The organism is Microbulbifer variabilis (assembly GCF_023716485.1).
GTDB classification, from domain to species: domain Bacteria; phylum Pseudomonadota; class Gammaproteobacteria; order Pseudomonadales; family Cellvibrionaceae; genus Microbulbifer; species Microbulbifer variabilis_B.
In genome coordinates this window covers 811,020-831,292 of the sequence record NZ_CP092418.1, presented here as the reverse complement: position 1 = coordinate 831,292, position 20,273 = coordinate 811,020, and the positions used below count along the sequence as shown (strand labels likewise).

Annotated in this window: 22 protein-coding genes; 5 read left to right on the top strand and 17 right to left on the bottom strand. The window is 54.4% G+C overall.

Going from position 1 to position 20,273, the window contains the following annotated elements; all coding sequences use genetic code 11:
• Positions 1-16 precede the first annotated feature (16 nt).
• The 13 genes from MJO52_RS03805 to MJO52_RS03745 form a co-directional block, all read right to left on the bottom strand.
• Positions 17-841, bottom strand: coding sequence for a YbgF trimerization domain-containing protein (locus tag MJO52_RS03805; RefSeq protein ID WP_252084628.1), 825 nt, complete (start codon positions 839-841; stop codon positions 17-19).
• An 18-nt stretch (positions 842-859) separates the two neighbouring features.
• Complete coding sequence (gene pal / locus MJO52_RS03800; RefSeq protein WP_252084627.1) at positions 860-1,345, bottom strand: peptidoglycan-associated lipoprotein Pal; 486 nt, start codon at positions 1,343-1,345, stop codon at positions 860-862.
• Positions 1,346-1,439: 94 nt separating this feature from the next.
• Positions 1,440-2,735, bottom strand: a complete 1,296-nt coding sequence (gene tolB, locus MJO52_RS03795) for a Tol-Pal system beta propeller repeat protein TolB (protein WP_252084626.1) — start codon at positions 2,733-2,735, stop codon at positions 1,440-1,442.
• Positions 2,732-3,526: a cell envelope integrity protein TolA gene (tolA, locus tag MJO52_RS03790; RefSeq protein ID WP_252084625.1), complete on the bottom strand. Its 795-nt coding sequence runs from the start codon at positions 3,524-3,526 to the stop codon at positions 2,732-2,734. Before tolA ends, tolB begins: the two co-directional genes overlap by 4 nt.
• A 7-nt stretch (positions 3,527-3,533) precedes the next feature.
• Positions 3,534-3,965: a protein TolR gene (tolR, locus tag MJO52_RS03785; RefSeq protein WP_252084624.1), complete on the bottom strand. Its 432-nt coding sequence runs from the start codon at positions 3,963-3,965 to the stop codon at positions 3,534-3,536.
• Between the two features lie 20 nt (positions 3,966-3,985).
• Positions 3,986-4,675: a protein TolQ gene (gene tolQ / locus MJO52_RS03780; RefSeq protein WP_152451559.1), complete on the bottom strand. Its 690-nt coding sequence runs from the start codon at positions 4,673-4,675 to the stop codon at positions 3,986-3,988.
• A 4-nt stretch (positions 4,676-4,679) separates the two neighbouring features.
• Positions 4,680-5,084, bottom strand: a complete 405-nt coding sequence (ybgC, locus tag MJO52_RS03775) for a tol-pal system-associated acyl-CoA thioesterase (protein WP_252084623.1) — start codon at positions 5,082-5,084, stop codon at positions 4,680-4,682.
• Positions 5,085-5,139: 55 nt separating this feature from the next.
• The gene (gene ruvB, locus MJO52_RS03770) at positions 5,140-6,162 is read right to left on the bottom strand and encodes a Holliday junction branch migration DNA helicase RuvB (RefSeq protein ID WP_252084622.1); all 1,023 of its coding nucleotides are present in this window, start codon (positions 6,160-6,162) and stop codon (positions 5,140-5,142) included.
• 24 nt (positions 6,163-6,186) lie between these two features.
• Positions 6,187-6,798 (bottom strand): Holliday junction branch migration protein RuvA, encoded by a 612-nt coding sequence (gene ruvA, locus MJO52_RS03765; protein WP_252084621.1) that lies wholly within the window; start codon positions 6,796-6,798, stop codon positions 6,187-6,189.
• A gap of 59 nt (positions 6,799-6,857) precedes the next feature.
• Positions 6,858-7,385, bottom strand: coding sequence for a crossover junction endodeoxyribonuclease RuvC (gene ruvC / locus MJO52_RS03760; protein WP_252084620.1), 528 nt, complete (start codon positions 7,383-7,385; stop codon positions 6,858-6,860).
• A gap of 166 nt (positions 7,386-7,551) precedes the next feature.
• Positions 7,552-8,295: a YebC/PmpR family DNA-binding transcriptional regulator gene (locus MJO52_RS03755; RefSeq protein WP_252084619.1), complete on the bottom strand. Its 744-nt coding sequence runs from the start codon at positions 8,293-8,295 to the stop codon at positions 7,552-7,554.
• Positions 8,296-8,400: 105 nt separating this feature from the next.
• Positions 8,401-10,179 carry an aspartate--tRNA ligase gene (aspS, locus tag MJO52_RS03750; protein ID WP_252084618.1) on the bottom strand — a complete coding sequence of 593 codons (1,779 nt, stop codon included), beginning with the start codon at positions 10,177-10,179 and terminating at the stop codon, positions 8,401-8,403.
• 77 nt (positions 10,180-10,256) lie between these two features.
• Entirely contained in the window at positions 10,257-10,523 is a 267-nt protein-coding gene (locus MJO52_RS03745) for an FmdB family zinc ribbon protein (protein WP_252084617.1), read from the bottom strand.
• Between the two features lie 288 nt (positions 10,524-10,811).
• Here MJO52_RS03745 and MJO52_RS03740 point away from each other — a divergent pair, with 288 nt between their 5' ends.
• The 5 genes from MJO52_RS03740 to MJO52_RS03720 all read left to right on the top strand — a co-directional run bounded on the left by MJO52_RS03740 (position 10,812) and on the right by MJO52_RS03720 (position 16,055).
• Positions 10,812-11,219, top strand: a complete 408-nt coding sequence (locus MJO52_RS03740; protein ID WP_252084616.1) for an HU family DNA-binding protein — start codon at positions 10,812-10,814, stop codon at positions 11,217-11,219.
• A gap of 254 nt (positions 11,220-11,473) precedes the next feature.
• Complete coding sequence (locus MJO52_RS03735) at positions 11,474-13,204, top strand: proline--tRNA ligase (protein ID WP_252084615.1); 1,731 nt, start codon at positions 11,474-11,476, stop codon at positions 13,202-13,204.
• A gap of 209 nt (positions 13,205-13,413) precedes the next feature.
• Positions 13,414-13,956, top strand: a complete 543-nt coding sequence (locus MJO52_RS03730) for a lytic transglycosylase domain-containing protein (RefSeq protein WP_252085961.1) — start codon at positions 13,414-13,416, stop codon at positions 13,954-13,956.
• A gap of 3 nt (positions 13,957-13,959) precedes the next feature.
• The gene (locus tag MJO52_RS03725; protein WP_252084614.1) at positions 13,960-15,027 is read left to right on the top strand and encodes a helix-turn-helix transcriptional regulator; all 1,068 of its coding nucleotides are present in this window, start codon (positions 13,960-13,962) and stop codon (positions 15,025-15,027) included.
• Between the two features lie 185 nt (positions 15,028-15,212).
• Complete coding sequence (locus MJO52_RS03720; protein ID WP_252084613.1) at positions 15,213-16,055, top strand: sterol desaturase family protein; 843 nt, start codon at positions 15,213-15,215, stop codon at positions 16,053-16,055.
• An 18-nt stretch (positions 16,056-16,073) separates the two neighbouring features.
• On the opposite strand, the gene MJO52_RS03715 is transcribed toward MJO52_RS03720, so the two are convergent.
• The 4 genes from MJO52_RS03715 to MJO52_RS03700 all read right to left on the bottom strand — a co-directional run bounded on the left by MJO52_RS03715 (position 16,074) and on the right by MJO52_RS03700 (position 20,057).
• On the bottom strand, positions 16,074-17,027 hold the full coding sequence (locus MJO52_RS03715; protein ID WP_252084612.1) for an AEC family transporter: 954 nt from the start codon (positions 17,025-17,027) through the stop codon (positions 16,074-16,076).
• A gap of 162 nt (positions 17,028-17,189) precedes the next feature.
• Positions 17,190-17,594, bottom strand: coding sequence for a DUF4345 family protein (locus MJO52_RS03710; protein WP_252084611.1), 405 nt, complete (start codon positions 17,592-17,594; stop codon positions 17,190-17,192).
• Between the two features lie 643 nt (positions 17,595-18,237).
• Positions 18,238-18,714 (bottom strand): Lrp/AsnC family transcriptional regulator, encoded by a 477-nt coding sequence (locus MJO52_RS03705; RefSeq protein ID WP_226644702.1) that lies wholly within the window; start codon positions 18,712-18,714, stop codon positions 18,238-18,240.
• 134 nt (positions 18,715-18,848) lie between these two features.
• Positions 18,849-20,057 (bottom strand): pyridoxal phosphate-dependent aminotransferase, encoded by a 1,209-nt coding sequence (locus MJO52_RS03700; protein WP_353505463.1) that lies wholly within the window; start codon positions 20,055-20,057, stop codon positions 18,849-18,851.
• Between the last annotated feature and the right edge of the window lie 216 nt (positions 20,058-20,273).

Below are 20,273 nucleotides of genomic sequence, written 5' to 3'. Positions count from 1 at the left end.
TTACTGCCGCACCGGGCTAGAAGTTCTCCTGTAGATATTTCTTAGCCAGATTTGATGCACGGGCATCACTCGCCGCCACCTGCTCCAGCAGGTTGCGCGCTTTCTGCTGATCTCCCAGCTGGTGGTAAACCGTTCCCAGCTTGTAACGACCGTCCCAGACTTTATTAGAGTTCGGGTAGCCGTCCAGCAGGGCCACAAACCATCCGCGGGCCTCTTCCAAATTTCCCTGTACCAGCGCTATCTCACCCAGCCAATAATTGGCATTGGGGGCATACTGACCATTGGGAAAGTCTTGTAGCAGACTCTTGAATTCAGCACTGGCGCCACCGTAGTCACCATTGCGAGCCAGACCAAAGCTGGCCTGATAGCGGTCGCGTTCACTCTTGCCGTCTTTCGGCCCCTTAGGCTTGGGCGGCATTGAGGAACCCCCTCCAACAGAGGCGCCACCACTGCCTTTAGTATCCACCGGCGGCTGAGCTGAGGGCTCTGTACCACTCAGGCGCGCTATACGCCGGTCCAGATCCATATAGTCCTCGGTGCGCTGTTGTTTGAGACGCTTAATCTCGTGGCGCAGCTCCTCAACCGTACCGCGCAATTCGCGCACTTCCTGCTGCAATACCTGCATCTGGTAGTAGGCTTCAGCCTGGGGGTTGGTCTTAGCTTTGGGACTGGGGGTTGTGGCGCGGGCGAGGTAGATGTCCTCGTTACTAGCGTCACTTGAGACGAGCGACGGCTCCTGGCTGCTGGCAGTCAGGTCGACAATCGGGGCTTGGGAGAATACGGGCGATGCCGCAGCCATTATGGCAGCGGCGATCGCCAGTTTTCTAATCGTAAAAGCCATTGGCATCCATTTTGACGATTAGTTAATAACAACGCGACGGTTCATCGCACGGGCAGCTTCGTTAGAGCCCATTTGAGCCGGGCGCTCTTCACCGTAGCTGATTACTTCCAGGTTAGCTGCGTCTACGCCCTGCAGTACCAAAAAGTCGCGTACAGCATTGGCGCGGCGCTCACCCAGAGCCAGGTTGTACTCGCGGGTGCCCAGTTCGTCAGCGTGGCCTTCGAGGCGAACAGCAGTAGCATTACTGCGCATGCGGTCGGCGTGACGGATCAGCAGTTCACGGGTTTCCGGCTTCAGCAGGGACTGGTCGAAGTCAAAGTAAACCACATTTTCCAACGGAGCCATGGTTTCAGCTTCATCTACAACGTTAGTTTCAACTTGAGTATCAACCTCAGGCTGAGTGTACTCTTCACCGCTGGTGTTGTCGCTGCTGGTATTGCTACAACCGGCCATTACTGCCAGAACACAGGCCAACCCCAGGCCCGTTTTTACTGATTTCAACATAAGCTACTCCGCTTTTAGTGTTATCGAAAATCCTGAAAGATTTTTAAAATTGGTCTTATAAATACCCTACGCCTCAGAGCGCTGGGCCCCCGCCTCAATCAAAGTATGGCGACCATGCCGGTTCACGGACATCGCCTCTCTGTGAGGGTAAGTTGTACTTCACCCCGGCATCCAGCGATACCGCAGCCAGAATGCCCTTGTCTCCGCGCTTGGTTGCGTACATCAGCATGGCCCCATTGGGTGCAATGCTGGGGGACTCATCCAGGGTGGTCTCCGTTAGGACACGCATCCTGCCCGAGTTAATATCCATCGTGGCGATGGTAAAGGTTCCCCGGTTGCGATGTACCATGACCAACGTTTTCCCATCAGGAGAAACACGCGGCCGCGCATTGTAGTCGCCATCGAAGGTTAAGCGGTCGACTTGACCAGTGGCAAGAGTCAATTGGTAAATTTGTGGCTTCCCTCCCCTATCTGAGGTGAAAACCAGCGATTTACCATCCGGCATCCAGTTCGGCTCGGTATCGATGGAGAAGTGTCTGGTCATGCGAGTGAACTTACCACTCGCCAAATCCAGTACATAGATCTCCGGGTTGCCGTCCTTGGAGAGCACCATAGCCAACTTGGTTCCATCAGGAGACCAAGTTGGCGAGCTATTGATGCCCTTGAAGTTGGTTAGTTGTTTGCGTTCGCCTGTGCGCAAGTTTTCGCGGAAAATCGCCGGGCGGCCGGTCTCGAAAGAAACATAGGCCAGCTCCTGGCCGTTGGGCGACCACATGGGCGACATCACTGGCGCACTAAAGCGGCGAACCTGCTTGGCACGGGCACCGTCGATATCCGAGCGCATCAGCACATAGCTGGGCTTGCCGCCGCGCTTCTCTTCCTGCACATACACCATCTCTGTGGAGAAGGCGCCGCGAATACCAGTGATGGCCTCAAAGATTTCATCGGCGGCGCGGTGGGCAATATCGCGCAACTGGGTTTGGCCGCCGCGTACCTGTTTGGTGAACATCTTGTGCTGGCCGAAAACATTAACCAAGTCAAAAGTCAGCAGGTAGCCCGAGGCCTGAGGCTCGATACGGCCGGTAACAATGTACTCGGTGCCGAGGATACGCCAATCGCGGAACACCACATCTTCCGGAGTTTTAGGGAAAGACAGCATGTCTTCCTTGGGTACCGGAGAAAAAAGGCCGCTGCGGCGCAGGTCGGCGGAAATAATTCCAGAGACATCCTCTTTGAGGACACCACCGCCCGACCAGCTGAATGGGGATACCGCGATCGGGGTGGGGTCATCGATACCACTGGTGATATCCACCACCAGCTGGGCGCGAGCCCCCAGGCTCACCGAGGCGATTGCAATAATGACGACTGTCTTCAGTAAACTCTTGATCATTGGCGCAGATCTTCGACTTTAAAGTTCAAAATTGTGGTGCGGACTTCCCGCTCGAATATCACCGGCTCCTCCTGGGCCAACTTGGCCACTTCAGGAAAGACTTCCACCCGACGGATGGCGGTGAGTACCGATCGATCCAGGGCCGCATTACCACTGCCCTCGACGATATTAGTTGCCACCACCCGGCCGGTGGGGACAAAATTTATTTTTACCTTGGTCAACATGCCGTTACGGGCACTCGGTGGGCGACTCCACACGGCTTCAATTTGCTGCTGAATCGCTTGGGCTACAGACATCACCGCCTGCTGCCCATCATTGGCATCAAGCAGCTCCTGCTCATCTTCCAGCGCTTCATTGAAAGAGCTCTCTCGCTCTTTGGCCAGCTGCTCCTTGAGTTCTTTTTCCTTACGCTCTTTTTCTTTGCGCTCTTTCTCGCGCTGGGCCTTCTCCTGCTTAGCCTTGCGATCGGCTTCGACTTTGGCCTTGCGCTTTTTCTCCGCTTCCTGCTTTTTCTTTTGCTCTAGGGCCGCGCGGCGCTTGCGCTCCACTTCGGCCTTGCGTTTTTGCTCAGCCTCGCGCTGGGCGCGCTGCTGAATTTTGTCTACTTTTTTGGGCAGTTTCTTCTTTGGCGTCGCCGCCTCAATGGTTACCAGCTTGGCCTGCACAAACTTCGGCATCGGTTTGCGCTCGGGCATACTGCTGGCTTCCCAACCATAGGTAATGGCAGTGATTAGCGCCCCGTGTAACAGGAGGCTAATTATTATCGCCAATACATAAAAGCCTTTATTCACCGGCACCCTACCCCTGCGGTGGCTCTGTCACCAAGCCGACACTGGGCGCACCCGCCTGCTGCAGCTCGGTCATGGCATTGACGATTAAACCGTAGCGGGCCTCGCTATCGCCCCATACCAGCACCGGAGTTTTCGGCTTTTGCCGCAACACCTTGGCCACCGTCTCCTTGATCTCAGGGAGAGACTTGGCCTCCTGCTCATCGGTACCCAGATTTAGGTAATAGGTGCCATCGGCACGCACCGAAATAATCAAAGGCTCCTCATCGGTGTCCTCCATCGGCGCCGAGGGCGCATTTGGCAGGTCCACTTTGACCCCTTGCATCAACAATGGTGCCGTGACCATAAAGACAATCAACAGCACCAGCATCACATCGATGTAGGGCACCACATTGATCTCGGAGACCAGCTTTTTCTTGGTTCCCTTGCGAAACACACTCATAGGGTTCGCCTACTCACTACTCAGCCGGAGTGCACTTTGCGGTGCAGGATAGAGGAAAACTCCTCGGCGAAAGTTTCGTAGCTGGACAACAGCCACTCCGCCTTGGCCGAGTAACGGTTGTAGGCCATTACCGCGGGAATCGCTGCGAACAAACCCATGGCCGTTGCCACCAGTGCCTCACTGATACCCGGGGCTACAGTGGCAATGGTGGCTTGGTGCATAGTGGCGAGACCGCGGAAGGAGTTCATAATCCCCCAAACGGTGCCGAACAGGCCGATATAGGGGCTAACGGAGCCTACAGTCGCCAGAAACGGCAGGTTCATCTCTACCTTTTCCTGTTCCCGGGACATGGCCACGCGCATGGCGCGCTCGGTACCTTCCATAACCGCTTCCGGGCCACTACTGCCCTGCTGGCGCAGGCGGGTAAACTCAGTAAAGCCAGCGCGAAACAGGGATTCGACCCCATCGGTCTTTCCTTTTTCGGCGCGCTCGTTGCCCTCGCGAAAAAGTTTGTTCAGATCTGCACCGGACCAGAAACGACGTTCAAAATTATTGAGCGCGCGTTTGGCCTGGGATAAGTAGAGCCCGCGCTGGATAATCATGACCCAGGACACCACAGAAGCCAGTAACAGCAGCAACATGACGAGCTGTACCAACAGGCTGGCGTTCTGAATTAGCCCCCAAAGAGAAAGTTGTTCACCGGCGTTCATCTTCTTAAATAACTGCCTTTAATGCTGAATAAATAGGTTCCGGCAGGGCACAGGGCCTGCGGCTGTCGTCAGCGACACAGGCCACTTTGACCACGCCTTCGCAAATTAGCTCATCGCCGCGCCAAATTTTTTGCTCAAAAGTCACTGCGGCACGCCCCAGTTTGCCAATCGCCGCCGTGGCGCGCAACGCATCATCGAGCCTGGCGGAACGACGGTACTGGACCTCGGCGGAATGTACCACCAACAGTACACCTTCCTGCGGCATCGCCGGCTTATCATACCCGAGGGAGCGCAGCAGTTCTGTGCGCGCGCGCTCCATATACTTCAAATAATTCACGTAATACACGATGCCGGCCGCATCGGTATCTTCGATATAAACCCTTACAGGAATACCGAACGCTTCCTTCATTGAATTTCCCTCACTTCCACAGCCACCCAACCCAAAAGTACCAGGTGCTGAATCATCAACTGACCTTATCCGGCTTAGGCAGGCCAAAATGTTCATAGGCGAGCCCGGTAACTACTCGCCCACGGGGTGTCCGGGCAATATAGCCCTGCTGGATCAGGTAGGGCTCCAATACATCTTCCAGAGTATCCCGCTCTTCGCTCACAGCAGCGGCGAGACTGTCCACCCCCACTGGACCACCATCAAATTTCTCGATCATCGCCAACAGCATACGTCGATCCAGAGAGTCAAAGCCTTTTGCATCCACATTGAGCATATTCAAAGCGGCATCGGCGATATCAGCATCCACCGCACCATCGCCCTTAACATCTGCGTAATCGCGCACACGGCGCAGCAGGCGATTGGCAATCCTCGGGGTACCGCGGGCGCGACGCGCCACTTGTAAGGCTCCGCCTTCATCCATCTCAACCCCCATCAACCTAGCGGAGCGACGCACGATACTGGTGAGGTCTTGCACGTTGTAGAATTCCAGCCGCTGCACTATGCCGAATCGATCGCGCAGGGGCGAGGTGAGCAGGCCCGCTCTGGTAGTGGCCCCCACCAGAGTAAAGGGTGGCAGATCCAACTTGATTGAACGCGCCGCCGGCCCCTCGCCGATCATAATATCCAGCTGGTAATCCTCCATGGCCGGATACAGTACCTCTTCTACATGGGGGCTGAGCCTGTGAATCTCATCGATAAACAGCACGTCGCCCGGCTCCAGATTTGTCATCAGCGCAGCCAGATCACCGGCCTTTTCCAATACTGGCCCCGAGGTGGTCTTGATCGCCACCCCCATTTCTGCAGCAATAATATTGGCCAGGGTGGTTTTACCCAGGCCTGGAGGACCGAATACCAAGGTGTGATCCAAGGCCTCTTTGCGCAGTTTGGCCGCCTGAATAAAGATCTCCATCTGCTCGCGCACCACTGGCTGACCCACATAGTCGGCCAGCGCTTTGGGGCGCACAGCGCGGTCGTACTGCTCTTCCTGCCCAGAGGGCCCCGCTGGTTCGGGGGCTACTAAACGATCGGCTTCAATCATCGCAATAACTCCAAGCCTCCCGGTTTAGGCGGGTGCCATGCCCTTTAGGGCCAGGCGGATAAGGGTGGCACTGTCGGCTTCCGGCTGCTCCTTGCTCGCGCGGGCCACCATTTTGCTGGCCTCAGTGGGCTTGTAACCCAGGGCCACCAGGGCGCTCTCCGCCTCGCCGGTATGATCTACCTTGGGTGCTGTGGCTGCCGCCATCAATGGAATATCGTTGGAATCACCGAAATCCGGGGTCAACTTATCGCGCAGCTCTACAATCAAACGCTCGGCCGTCTTCTTGCCAACGCCTGGTACCTTTACCAGTGCCGCAACATTATCCTCAGCCACACAGCGTGCCAAAGCCGCACCATCGAGACCGGATAAAATCGCCAGGGCCATCTTGGGGCCCACACCACTGACCTTAATCAGGGTCCTGAACAGTTTGCGATCGGCGTCGCGGATAAAGCCGTAGAGTTGCTGGGCCGTTTCGGAAACCGCCAAGTGCGTGTGTACTTGAACCGGCTGTCCCAGGGCGGGCAATTCAAAAATTGTGGTCATAGGCGCGAGTACTTCGTAGCCCACCCCTTGCACATCAATCAGTAACAAAGGGGGCTGTACCGCGGCCAGATTGCCACTCAGTCTTCCAATCATGTGTTGTTCCAGGTTTATCTATCGCTGCCCACAATAAGGGCCAAGTTCTGCAGAGTTTTCTAAACGCTGAGGCGACCGCGGCGAAAGCGGCTGCGCGCTCCGCCGGCGGTAAATAGTAGGGTCTGCTCCGTGTGCATATGGCAGAGAGCCACGGCGAGTGCATCGGCGGCGTCCTCCTGGGGAGTCCCCGGTAGTGACAGCAAAGTTTTGACCATGTGCTGCACCTGCAGCTTATCGGCTGCACCACTGCCCACCACCGCCTGCTTGACCTTGCGCGCCTCATACTCAGCCACAGCGAGACCACTATTGGCCCCGGCCACTATGGCTGCACCGCGCGCCTGGCCCAGTTTCAGGGCTGAGCCCGCACTCTTAGACATAAATACATTTTCAATTGCCATCTGCGCCGGTTGGTATTGCTGAGCGATCTGAGAAACCGCGTCGAAAATCAGCTTTAGGCGCTCAGGTAGGGGGCCTTCGGGAATACGAATTACCCCACTGGCCACATAGCGGGCCTTACCCCGTTCTACATCGATAATTCCATAGCCGGTTTTACGCGAGCCGGGGTCAATACCCAGGATTCGGGTCAAGAGGTGTTCCCCAAATATCTGTATGTTTATATAGTGGCGGGAGTGTCCCAAGGTGGGAGCGAGGCGTCAAGGGAGATCGCAGACAGCATAGAAAAAGTGGCTATCTGCTGAAGCGATATGAGGGTAAACCGGAGCAAACACCGTCCGCCCCGGTCTGAACTGGGACTCAGCCCAGCTCTTCCATCACCTCTGCGGGAATATCCGCGTTGGTGTAAACATTTTGCACATCGTCGAGATCTTCCAGCATCTCGATCAGGGCCAACACCTTCTCTGCCCCCTCTTTATCCAACGGGATAGTGGTGGACGGAATCATGGCGATTTCGGCGCTGTCCGGCGTGAAGCCTGCAGCTACCAACGCATCTTTCACCGTGAGGTAATCCTGGAATTCGGTGGTCACCTCAACGCTGCCATCATCGTTGGTTTCGATATCCTCAGCACCCGCTTCCAGGGCCGCTTCCATCAGCGCGTCTTCATCCACGCCAATATCGTAAAACATCTGGCCTTTGCGGGTGAACAGATAACTTACGGAGCCATCGGTACCCAGGTTGCCGCCGCGCTTGGAGAAAGCGTGGCGAACCTCGGCCACTGTACGGTTGCGGTTGTCGGTCAGACACTCCACCAGTACTGCGACACCGCCGACACCGTAACCTTCATAAACCACAGCTTCATAGTTATCACCCTCCGCATTGCCGGCGCCGCGGGCAATGGCTTTATCGATGGTGTCGCGCTTCATGTTCGCGCCCAGAGCCTTGTCGATAGTCGCGCGCAATGTCGGGTTATCGTCCGGGTTGGGGCCCGCCTTGGCAGCTACGGTCAGCTCACGAATGATCTTGGTAAAGATCTTACCGCGCTTGGCATCCTGAGCCGCTTTACGGTGCTTGATATTGGCCCATTTACTATGTCCGGCCATGTTCCGTCTCTCTTCAATCTGTGCGAGGGATGGGCCAATAAGCGAAGCGAAATGCCCATCACCACGATTTGACAGGCCCGCTTCGCCCGGCCCGTCGGGGGAAAATCAGCTGATTTTTTCTTCTTTCTGGCGCAGGCGGATATTCAGCTCGCGCAACTGCTTGGCATCCACCGTGCCCGGAGCATCCGTCATGACACAGGCGGCACTCTGGGTTTTGGGGAAGGCAATCACATCGCGAATAGAATCGCTGCCAGTCATCAACATTACCAAGCGGTCCAAACCAAAGGCCAGGCCTCCATGGGGCGGCGCACCATACTTGAGAGCATCCAGCAGGAAGCCAAATTTCTCGCGCTGCTCTTCTTCATCGATACCGAGAATACGGAATACCGCCTGCTGCATGGCCTGGTCGTGGATACGCACAGAACCGCCACCCAGCTCGGTACCATTCAGCACCATATCGTAGGCGCGCGACAGCGCCCCCAGTGGGTTCTGCTCTAACTCTTCGGGGCTACAGGAAGGGGCAGTAAACGGATGGTGCAACGCGGTGAGGCTGCCGTCTTCATTTTCCTCGAACATCGGGAAGGCCACTACCCACAGGGGCGCCCACTCACTGGTGTACAGATTGAGGTCTTCACCCAACTTGCAGCGCAGCGCACCCAGCGCTTCGGAGACCACTTTGGCGGTATCCGCGCCGAAGAAAATAATATCGCCGCTCTCAGCCTCAAGCCGATCCAGAATGGCAGCACGAGTCTCAATGGGCAGGAATTTCACGATCGGCGACTGCAGGCCATTCTCCAGGTCGGAGCGGTCGTTCACCTTCACATAGGCCAGACCCTTGGCACCGTAGATGCCCACAAACTTGCCGTAGTCATCGATCTGCTTGCGGGTCAGCTTGTCGCAGCCACCGCTCACCTTGATAGCCGCTACGCGACCTTTGGGATCATTGGCCGGTCCAGAGAACACCTTGAAGTCCACTTCGGTCATCAGGTCTTTGATCTCTACCATTTCCAGCGGAATGCGCAGATCCGGCTTGTCAGAGCCGTAGCGCAACATCGCCTGGTAATGGGACATACGTGGGAATTCACCCAACTCAATGCCTTTCAATTCCTTGAACAGCTTGCGCACCATGCCCTCAGTGATCGACATAATCTCTTCCTCGTCGAGGAAGGAAGTCTCGATATCGATCTGAGTGAATTCCGGCTGGCGATCGGCGCGTAGGTCTTCATCGCGGAAACACTTGGCAATCTGGTAATAACGATCGAAGCCGGACACCATCAACAACTGTTTAAACAGCTGCGGAGACTGCGGCAGGGCGAAGAATTTGCCATCGTGGGTGCGGCTCGGCACCAGGTAATCTCGCGCGCCTTCGGGGGTAGCGCGGGTCAGGATCGGGGTTTCGATATCGAGGAAACCGTGCTCATCCAGATAATTGCGAATCGCCGTGGTGAGTTTGGAGCGGAAATACAGGTTGTTCTGCATCTCGTTGCGACGCAGATCCAGGTAGCGGTACTTGAGGCGCACGTCTTCACCCACAGCAGTGTGCTCATCCAGCTGGAAAGGCACCGTCTCTGCCGTGTTGAGAATTTCCAGCTCAGTGCCGTAAACCTCAACTTCACCAGTCACCATATTCGGATTAAGGGCTTCGGGCGCGCGGGCGCGCACACGGCCGGTGACCTTGAGAACATATTCGCTGCGCACGCGATCGGCCATTTCGAAATGCTCGGCCGCATCCGGGTCGAATACCACCTGAACAATTCCCTCGCGGTCGCGCAGGTCGATAAAGATTACACCGCCGTGATCGCGGCGGCGGTCGACCCAGCCACAGAGGGTTACTACACGGTCTATGTCCGCGGAACGAAGGACGCCACAGTAGTCGCTGCGCATGGATGAAAATTCCCGTTATCGATAGGTAAAAAGGTTAAATAGAGAGTACACCGCACAAGCGGCTCCGCACAGCGGGTTTAAGCCGTCTTCGCCGTTTTTGCCGGCTGGCCACTTTTAGCTTTACTGCCATTGGCCGCATCGCCGGCCAAATTTTTCTTACTGCCGGTCTTAAAATCTGTCTCGTACCAGCCGCCGCCCTTGAGGCGAAATCCCGCTGCTGAAATCTTCTTGTGCAACTCGGCCTTGTCACAGGCTGGACAGTCTTTGAGGGGGTTGTCGCTCATGCGCTGCAAGGCCTCCATCTCGTGGCCGCAGGCATTGCACTGGTATTCATAGATCGGCATTACTCGGTACCCGATGCTGGAAAAAGGGGGACAGAGTATACATGAGCCCCCCAGAGGGAAGAAGCAGGCACCCCCTTTTGGCCTTTGTAGAAGGGGTTTGGGATCTCAAAACAGGTACAAAATAAGGAAAAAGCACTATTTTTCTAGTATTTTCCCGTGCGGCCAAACAAAAACTATATATACTTCCCACCATCACCCGCTGAGACGCCGTTTTGTGGATGCAGCGCAGCGGGAGACCGAACACACTTTTACCGGATATACACCGAACAACAAAGAAGGAAGTAAGCTATGGCAATCGCCAAGAAAGCTGCCAGCAAAACCACTGCTGCCAAAAAGGCTCCAGCCAAGAAAGCCGCTGCCGCTCCAGTTAAGAAAGTAAAAGCGATCAAAGAGAAGTTCACCAAAACCCAGGTGCTGAACCAGATCGCAGAAAATACTGAACTGTCCCGCAAGCAGGTACAGTCTGTTCTGGACGAGCTGAGCGATATTATTGAAGGCCACATCAAGAAGCGCGCTGTTGGCGAATTCTCCCTGCCGGGCCTGATGAAAATCACCACTGTGAAGAAGCCAGCCAAAAAAGCCCGTAAAGGTATCAACCCCTTCACTGGTGAAGAGACTGTCTTCAAGGCCAAGCCTGCAAGCATCCAGGTAAAAGTTCGCCCGCTGAAGAAGCTGAAGGAAATGGCTGAGTCCTAAGACTCCCAGCCTCAGGCACTAAACCCCGCAACTGCGGGGTTTTTTTATGCCCCTATATATCATCTAAAGATTGGCCATAGCCCCATTCTTAGCTACACCAATTTCCCCTTTAACCACGCCCTTATCAATATCAGCAGGGTGTAGCTTCCACAAAAAATAACCGATCCCATACGGGAGTCCATCCGGCAATATTTATTAGCTGATGAATAGCGTAAAATAACCAGCTTACCGATAATTGAACCCAGTTTATTCCTATGCGCGCATCCCGTTACCTTATCGCCACCCAGAAAGAAACGCCCAACGACGCGGTAGTAATCAGCCATCAGCTGATGCTGCGCGCCGGTATGATCCGCCGTCTCTCCTCCGGTCTCTACACCTGGCTGCCCACCGGCCTGCGCGTACTGCGCAAAGTAGAGCGTATTGTGCGTGAAGAGATGAATAGTGCCGGTTCCCTGGAAGTATTGATGCCGGTAGTGCAGCCGGCGGAGCTGTGGGAGGAGTCCGGCCGCTGGCAGCAGTACGGCCCGGAATTACTGCGTATCCAGGATCGCCACTCCAATGACTTCTGCCTGGGCCCAACCCACGAGGAAGTTATTACCGACCTGATCCGCAATGAGATCAAAAGCTACAAGCAGCTGCCTGCCAATTTCTACCAGGTACAGACAAAATTCCGCGATGAAATTCGCCCGCGTTTTGGTGTGATGCGCGCGCGTGAATTCACCATGAAGGATGCCTACTCCTTCCACATCGATGCGGATTCCCTGCAGGAGACTTACGACATTATGCACGGCGCCTACTGCCGCATTTTTGATCGTATTGGCCTGGACTACCGCCCTGTGCTGGCGGATACCGGCTCTATCGGCGGCTCCAGCTCCCATGAGTTCCACGTTCTGGCACAGAGCGGTGAAGATGATATCGCTTTCTCCACCGAATCCCGCTACGCCGCCAATGTTGAGCTGGCCGAAGCCTTGGCCCCTGCAGGCGAGCGCGCCGCACCGAGCCAGGAAATGCAGGAAGTACACACGCCAGGGCAAAAAACCATCGCCGATGTCAGCGAATTCCTGAACAGCGACCCCACCCATTCGGTAAAAACCCTGATCGTGCTGGGTGAATGCGAAGAGGGTGAAACCGCGCCCCTGGTTGCGCTGGTGCTGCGCGGCGACCATGAACTGAACGAACTGAAAGCAGAAAAATTGGCCGGCATCGCCAGCCCATTGCAGTTCGCCCCGGAGCAACGTATTGCCGATGAACTGGGCTGCAATATCGGATCTTTAGGACCCGTCGGCATGAAGCTCGAAACCATTGTGGACCGAGCTGCGGCACACCTGGCGGACTTTATCTGTGGCGCCAACCGCGACGGTTACCACTTCACCGGCGTGAACTGGGGCCGCGACGTGGAACTCGGCCGCGTTGAAGACCTGCGCAATGTCGTTGCCGGTGACGCCAGCCCCGACGGCCAGGGCACCCTGGAAATCAAACGCGGAATCGAAGTCGGCCATATTTTCCAGCTGGGTGACAAATACAGCCGCGCCATGAACGCCACCGTACTCGATGAGAACGGCAGGGAGCAGGTCATGTCCATGGGCTGTTACGGCATCGGAGTATCCCGGATTGTCGCCGCCGCTATTGAGCAAAACCACGACGACTCCGGCATTATCTGGCCAGACGCCATAGCGCCGTTCCAGTTGGCAATTGTGCCCATCAATATGCACAAGAGCGATGTGGTACGGGAAAAGTGTGAGCACCTGTATGAATCCCTGCGCAGCAAAGGCGTCGATGTACTGCTAATGGATGAGCCCAAGGCTCGCTTGGGTGGCATGCTCGCAGATGTCGAATTGATTGGTATCCCCCACCGCATCGTTATCGGCGACCGCGGCCTGGAGAAAGGCATTGTGGAATACAAGGGCCGCGCCGATGCTGAGAGCCAGGAGTTTGCGGTATCCCAGCTGGAGGAAGTACTGCTGGAGAAATTTGGCCTGCGCTAATCTGATGATGAGATAGATTTTCTTTATCTATCTCAAAATACCTCCGTGAAATACCAACACAGCACTTTAAGTCCGTTGGTATTTCACAGCCCCATTCAATTCAAATGCCTCTCCCTGTCCAGATTTGCGTAAAAGGTCCATAAAAGGCGCTACCCAATCTCCCTGGATCTCGTAAAATTCCCAACATGATAAGAAAAGCTATTACCGCGATGGGGTTCTGCCTTATCTGCTGCGGTGCGATATCCCAGACTAACACCAAGCAAGTGGACCCCGAGTTGCGGCTCGCCCTGCGCGAGGCCATTACTCAGGCAGACAGCTTTGTCGATCGCTTCGATGCGGAGGTGTGGCTGATGTCAAAATCCCAACCCCTGGCACGCTATATCAAAGACCCCAAAAGACGCATGCAGGTCCTGAAGGCTGTACATCGCGAGGCAACGCGAGCGGATTTACGCCCAGAGATTGTTCTGGCGGTAATCCAGATCGAGAGCGCCTTTAACCCCTACGCGGTATCCCGGGTAGGGGCGCAAGGTATGATGCAGGTAATGCCATTTTGGAAAAAAGAGATCGGCCGCCCCGATGACAACCTGATCGACATGGATACTAACCTGCGCTACGGCTGTACCATCCTCAAGCACTACATCAAAAAAGCGAAGGGCAATCTGGCCAACGCTCTCGCCTACTACAACGGCAGCTATGGCCGCCACACCTATAGCAGTAAGGTGCTGGATGCCTGGGCCAACCGCTGGAGATAAGTCGTGACTTCCGGCTATTTATTTTTTTCTGGCGGTGCCTGCGCATTACTCTTACTGGCTGCAACCAAGGTCTCCGTCAATCACCGGCGTCTCGCGGCGGGCCGCTGGCTGATTTTGGTTTTAATCGGTGTTATCTGTTATTTGCTGTTGCCGACGCTCCCACCCCTTACCGGGTTAATGGGGTTGCTGATGCACCTGCCGGTGATCCTGGTACCCGCCGCCTTCTGGCTGTTTACCCACTTGCTCTGTCGCGAGGAAGAACCCTTTCCCCGTTGGGGCTGGATACCTATCGGCCTCTCCATCGCCTTTAGTATTGCCGCCAGTCATTCGCCAATTCCTTTAGGTAGAAGTGCCGAAGAGGTTTTTTTTAATCTGTCCCAATTTACCCGCTTAGGTCTGATTGGCCTGGGCATGCTCACCCTACACGGGCAATTTCACTCGGATTTGGTGGAGGAGCGTCGTCGCTTGCGCGCCATACTGTTGATTGCGGTGGGCACTTATATGCTGATCGTTATCAGTGCTGAATCATTGTTTGCCTACCGCCCCGTCCCCAATGGTGTGCCAACTCTTCACGCCCTACTCGCCAGCCTGCTGTCCCTGGCAGCTTGTTTATGGCTGCTTGCGCTCTCACCCAGCGCCCTGGGCGACTCTCTACTACAACCAGCAACAGATATCCCTGAAGAGGAAGCCCCACCTCCAGCACCTGTACCAACCTTGGATGAGCAGCAGCAGATGCAATTGGCTAAATTGCAAAAGCATATGGAAAGTGGAGGCTATCGATACACCGGGTTGACCATTCGCGAACTGGCGGAGCAACTGGATACCCGCGAGCACCTGCTGCGTACACTAATAAACCGCCACTTGGGCTATCGAAACTTCAACGAATATCTCAATCAATTTCGCATTGATGAGGCCAGCGCCCGCCTGGCCGATCCGGAACAGGCGCATCTACCAGTGCTGACCATCGCCCTGGATATCGGCTACCGATCTCTCAGCCCGTTTAATGCTGCTTTTAAGCGTCGTCATAACCAGACCCCCACCGAGTACCGTCGCGACAAGCTGCCCGCCTAAGAGGGCAGCAATTCGGAATTCGTCAGCATTTTTTCATTTTCCGTAAGCCTCAGTCAGCAAAGCCCCCCAGACTGCATGCACTGATGCAAAAGCTCCCCATGTGAGTAGCACCTAGAATTCCAATAGATCCTCAATATCCAACGCTGCCCCTTTAGCAACGCCGATGAAAAAGGATGGTGAAAAAGATGGATTTCTTCACAGATGTGGCTGATTACGGAACCACCCACTTTAAATTGACCCTATTTCGCTATGTGTTGGCGGCTTCTGTGATGAGTATCTGCGCGAGCTGGCTGTTTCGCGCCTGGATGAACCGGCGCCGCATCCAAAAACGGCGTGCTAGCTGGGGGGATATTCGCCGGGAAGTCAGCTACTCCATGCTGACCGTTTGTATTTTCACCCTCTTTGGCATCAGCATAAATTTGCTACAGGATATGGGGATCGCCAAGCTGTATTGGAACTGGAATGACTACCCGCTCTGGTGGAGCATCTTGAGCCTGCCTGTGGTAATTCTCCTGCATGACGCCTATTTCTACTGGACCCATCGGGCAATGCACCACCCAAAGCTGTTTAAGCACTTCCACAAGCTACACCATATGTCGCGAACCCCAACTCCCTGGACCGCCTACAGCTTCTCTATCGGTGAAATATTTATCAACGGACTTTTCTCTCCACTGATCGCCCTAACGATACCACTGCACCCAAGTATCTGGCTTAGCTTCCTTTTCATAATGATTTTCCGCAACGCCATGCTGCATACAGGCCGCGAATTCCATCCACGCAGCTGGGTCGATGGCGTGCTCGATAATATGACCACCACAACTCATCACGACCTGCATCACCAGCGTTTTCAGGGCAATTACGGTTTTTACTTCACTTGGTGGGACCGCTTAATGGGCACGGAATTCAAGGACTACAAAGAAGTTTTCCGCCAGGCTGTAGACGGTAAACTACACGGCGGACAGCAGGTGGAAACTACCACGCTGGAACAGCACTCCAGCGATGACAACTCTGGGAAAATAACCGCCTGAGCAATGGCTGCAGTGCAATCACTGGCTTTCAAAGTAGAGAGTCAACGGCAGTGTTATCAAACTGATAAAAGAGGTGGCAACCACCATTGCGGATGCAACGCCGCCATCGCATCCATAGCGTTTCGCCAGTACGGCGGCAATCGCCCCAGAGGGCATTGCCGCCTGTAAAACCAATAGCTCCCGCTCAATGTGCGGTAACTCAATTGGCATTGCCAGAGCCCATGCCACCATAGGCTCTGCCACCAGCTTTAACAGGACGACCACCAGGATCAGGCCCGCCAGTTGGCGCACAGCTATGGGGCGCAGGGCCAGACCGATACTAAATGCCACCAGCACTATCAAGGATTGTCCGGAAATCCGTAATATATCCTCCAGCAGCTGCACAGTAACATTCCCCTGGGGCAGGCCAAATAGGGAAATAATTGTGCCTAAAACCATCGTGATAAAAATTGGTGATACAAAGAAAGGCTTACAGGCCTGCCAAACATTGACCTGCTCTCCCTCATCCCGGCCGAAATAAATGGCCACAGCAACACCGACAGTGAATACAGATAAAAGTGCGCCATATTCACCAATGAGAACACTGTCTCTCATAACCAGAGGGTTATCGTGAAAAATCCGACGAATCAGCGATAACCCTAAAGTCGAAGAGCCGCCAAAACCGGCAACCAACACGATCGAGCCGAGGGTCTTACGCCCCAGCCCCATCAATTTACCCACTGCCCACGCAGGCACCATGATTGCAATACTCACAGCAAATAAGGCCAGTGCGGGAAGAAGAGCCTGGGAAGAGAAAGGGACTTTAATCAAGCTATGTAAAATTACTGCGGGCAGCGCAAAGTCTGTTGCCAGGCGCCCAAATACTCCTTGTTCTTCTCTAAGAATCACCCCGCGACTGCGTAGCCAAATCGCGCAGGCACAGAGCGCAACCAGGATAACCAGAGCTTCCACCAAACTTTGGAATTGAGACATTACTCATATCCATCAGTGACAGGATGCGGCAAACACCAGACCAAAGCCTTTGAATACAGGCCAGACATCTCTCAGTATTAACGCGAAAAGTAAGAACTGCCCACAGGCCAAAGTCACCGATGAACAGAGCTAAGGGCGATCCCAGTATTTAGCTGTTTTGGATTAATGCCCGTGTTGCAGGGGAAGCCAACGAGATTCCCGATAACAGTAGAGTCCCCAAATTACCATGATCACTTCCAGGGCGAAGAACAATAAATTGCGTTCATCGAAGCTACCGCTGGAAAACATGCCAAAGAGACGGCCAGCCGCAAATCCAATGTAAGAGATTGAGAGTGAAGCATAGGCGGCACGGCGGTGAGGGCGCATGGCCAACGCAATCAGTAAGAGAACGGCGATTGCCAACATAAAGCCGGCGTAAGTTGCAAGAAACTCGGGCACAGCGATAGGTGAGGTAAATGAAAACCCGATAGCCGCAGCAAACGACTCCGGATTAAACAGGGCCCCAAGACCGATAGACGCAAAAGCCAATAAATTGAGAGTCAGGTAGACTCGCCCTAAATATTTCAACTGCCACTCCCCTGCACCAGCGGTGATTACCAGCCTCTGGATAGCAGCTTTCCAACCACTGTCGCTGCACAGAAGCCTGTCTAAAGTATATATGAGGTTACAGCCGCCACTCTTTCAATTGGATCACCAACCTCACAAAATGGACATAAAAGGGAGGTAAGTTCTTTAAATTCCGCACAGGATCAAGCCAGACCACCCGCCTGACAGCTAATTCAACCAATTAGAATCCCAGAAGAAAAACGGCTCAAAACAACATGGGTACCCGCCACCTGGGCCAGCCCGAAATTAATCTGGCCGACTAGAGACACCACATTTAACACGCTTGTACAAGAAGGCAGGGCTTACCGCAACAAAATTGTCATACGCATGGCGCAGACTGAGCAGCTCTCCGCAATCTCTAGGCTGGATAACTATTAATCATGCTCAACTCTTTGAGCTGGGGGCGCTTCAAGCTATTGAATAAACAGCAAGGAAAGCAAGAGAAAGGATTCTTGACCAGCTAGCAACAGTCTCTATTCGCTGTAGGTATCGTCGAAGAATAAGGATCACTTTTTGACCAGCATGTCAGAAAGCGCAAACGAAAGCCGCACCACAAATAAGGAGCAGGCAGTGGCATTAAACCTGCCCACTGCCTGGCCTGTTCCTAATCCTGGAAGAGAAGCTCCAGTGGATAACCGGTAAAAGGCTTGGTTTTCTCGATCACCAAATGCGAAGTCATACGCGAGATAGCGGCCTCCTCATTGGCCAGTAACTGCTCGGAAACCCGGTTGAAGTCTGCCGCATCAGGGCAAATAAAGCGCAGCATATAATCGAATTCACCAGACATCTTCACGCAGGAAACGATCTGTGGGATATCACTGATAATTCGCCGGAAGTTTTCACTGGTGCGCGCATCCTGGCGCTTCAGGGCCACATTCACATAAAACTCAGCGTGGCGCACCTTGTCCAGATTGATCTCGGCGAGGAACTCACGGATATAACGCTCACTGGTAAGGCGCTTCACCCTGGCCAGGCAGGCGCTCTCCGACAAGCCAATTTGTTCACTCAAATTCAGGTTGCTAATACGGGCGTTAGTTTGCAGAGCCTGCAAAATACGCAAATTATGCCGGTCAATTTTCACGGAACTGATTTCTTTTGAATCTGAAAGGGGGCAAGGATAGCGGTAATCGCCGGAGGCTGAAACTCTATAACCTCCAGAGATGAAAAAGCCAGCCCCCGGCAAGAGAGGCTGAGAGCTGGCTACCGCCACTTGGGTTAACTAGCCTGGCGATTAGCGCAGGTGACAAAACGCTCTATTCGGTCCAGAGCCCGCGACAACTCACTGTCATCGGCCGCTAGCGTCAAACGCACATGATTCACCGCACTTTCACCAAAAGGTGTACCCGGCAATACTGATACCCGCTCGGCTTCCAGCAGGGCCTCGGCGAATACCTGACCAGAGCTGGCCAACTCGGAAACATTGACCATCACAAACATACCCGCATCCGGGCTGTAACAGCTAAGCCCCGGAATTTTGCCGATTCTCTCAACGATCAAATTGCGGCGACGTTCATAGGCGTCACGCATCTGTTTCACGAAATAGGTATCGAACTCCAGGGCAAAAGCCGCAGCTTCCTGGATAAACTGTGGGCAGCCAAAGATAGTGGCTCCGGCGAATGCCGCAAGGCGCTCCACCAGGGGGCCACGCGCTACTGCCCAGCCCAGACGCCAACCACTCATGGCATGAGACTTAGACAGACCATCAATCACCACAATATTGTCCAGAGACTCTGCTGCTGTGCGCAATGAGGTATGGCGGCGGGCAAAAGTAATCATGGAGTACATTTCATCGGACACCAGCCAGATGTTGCGCTCACGGCAAAAGGCAGCCAGTTCACGCAACTGTTCGGGAGTTGCCATTGCACCGGTGGGGTTGACCGGGGTATTGATCATGACCACTCGGGTCTCTTCGGTGACTGCCGCTTTGATCGAGTCCACATCGAACGCAAAATTCTGTTCCGCCGGGCAGGCTACGCGCTTTACAGACAGCCTGAGACTGTCACAAATGGGGACATAACCGATATACATCGGTTCTGGGATAACAATCTCCTCACCAGGGTTCAACAGGCAGGAAAGTACCGCGTAGATAGCATTGGTACCGCCGGGAAACACTACAACATCATCGGGATTGCAAGGGTGGGGTGACACCTTACTTTCGATATCCGCGATAGCTCTGCGCAACACCGGCTCACCGGCGGCGGGAGAGTAATGAGTCCGCCCGACACCCAGGCGAGCGCGGGCAAAATCCAGAATTGGCTCGGGGGTATTGAAGTTGGGGTCCCCCACACAGAGGAAAATGACATCCTCCCCCTTATCGGCAAGATCATGGGCCCGGTCACTGACCGCCCAGACATTGGAATCCTCACAGTTCAGAGCCTCGCTTTGAAGGCTGAATTGGGGGGTAAAATCTGTCACGTTTTTCACTATTTATCTGCCATTTATGACTGCTAAGGTAGCAACCATCAAAGTAATCTATACCGCTATATAGCCGCATATTTCGCATTACTCAGGAGTTTCTATGGGGTTTACCGCAGAAAATTCTGAAGGCATTGTCTATGCATAAAGGTGGGATAGACTATTTGACATCAGCCGGTCATAAAATATCTATCGCAGGCGACCGGATAGCCTATTAGGCAGATG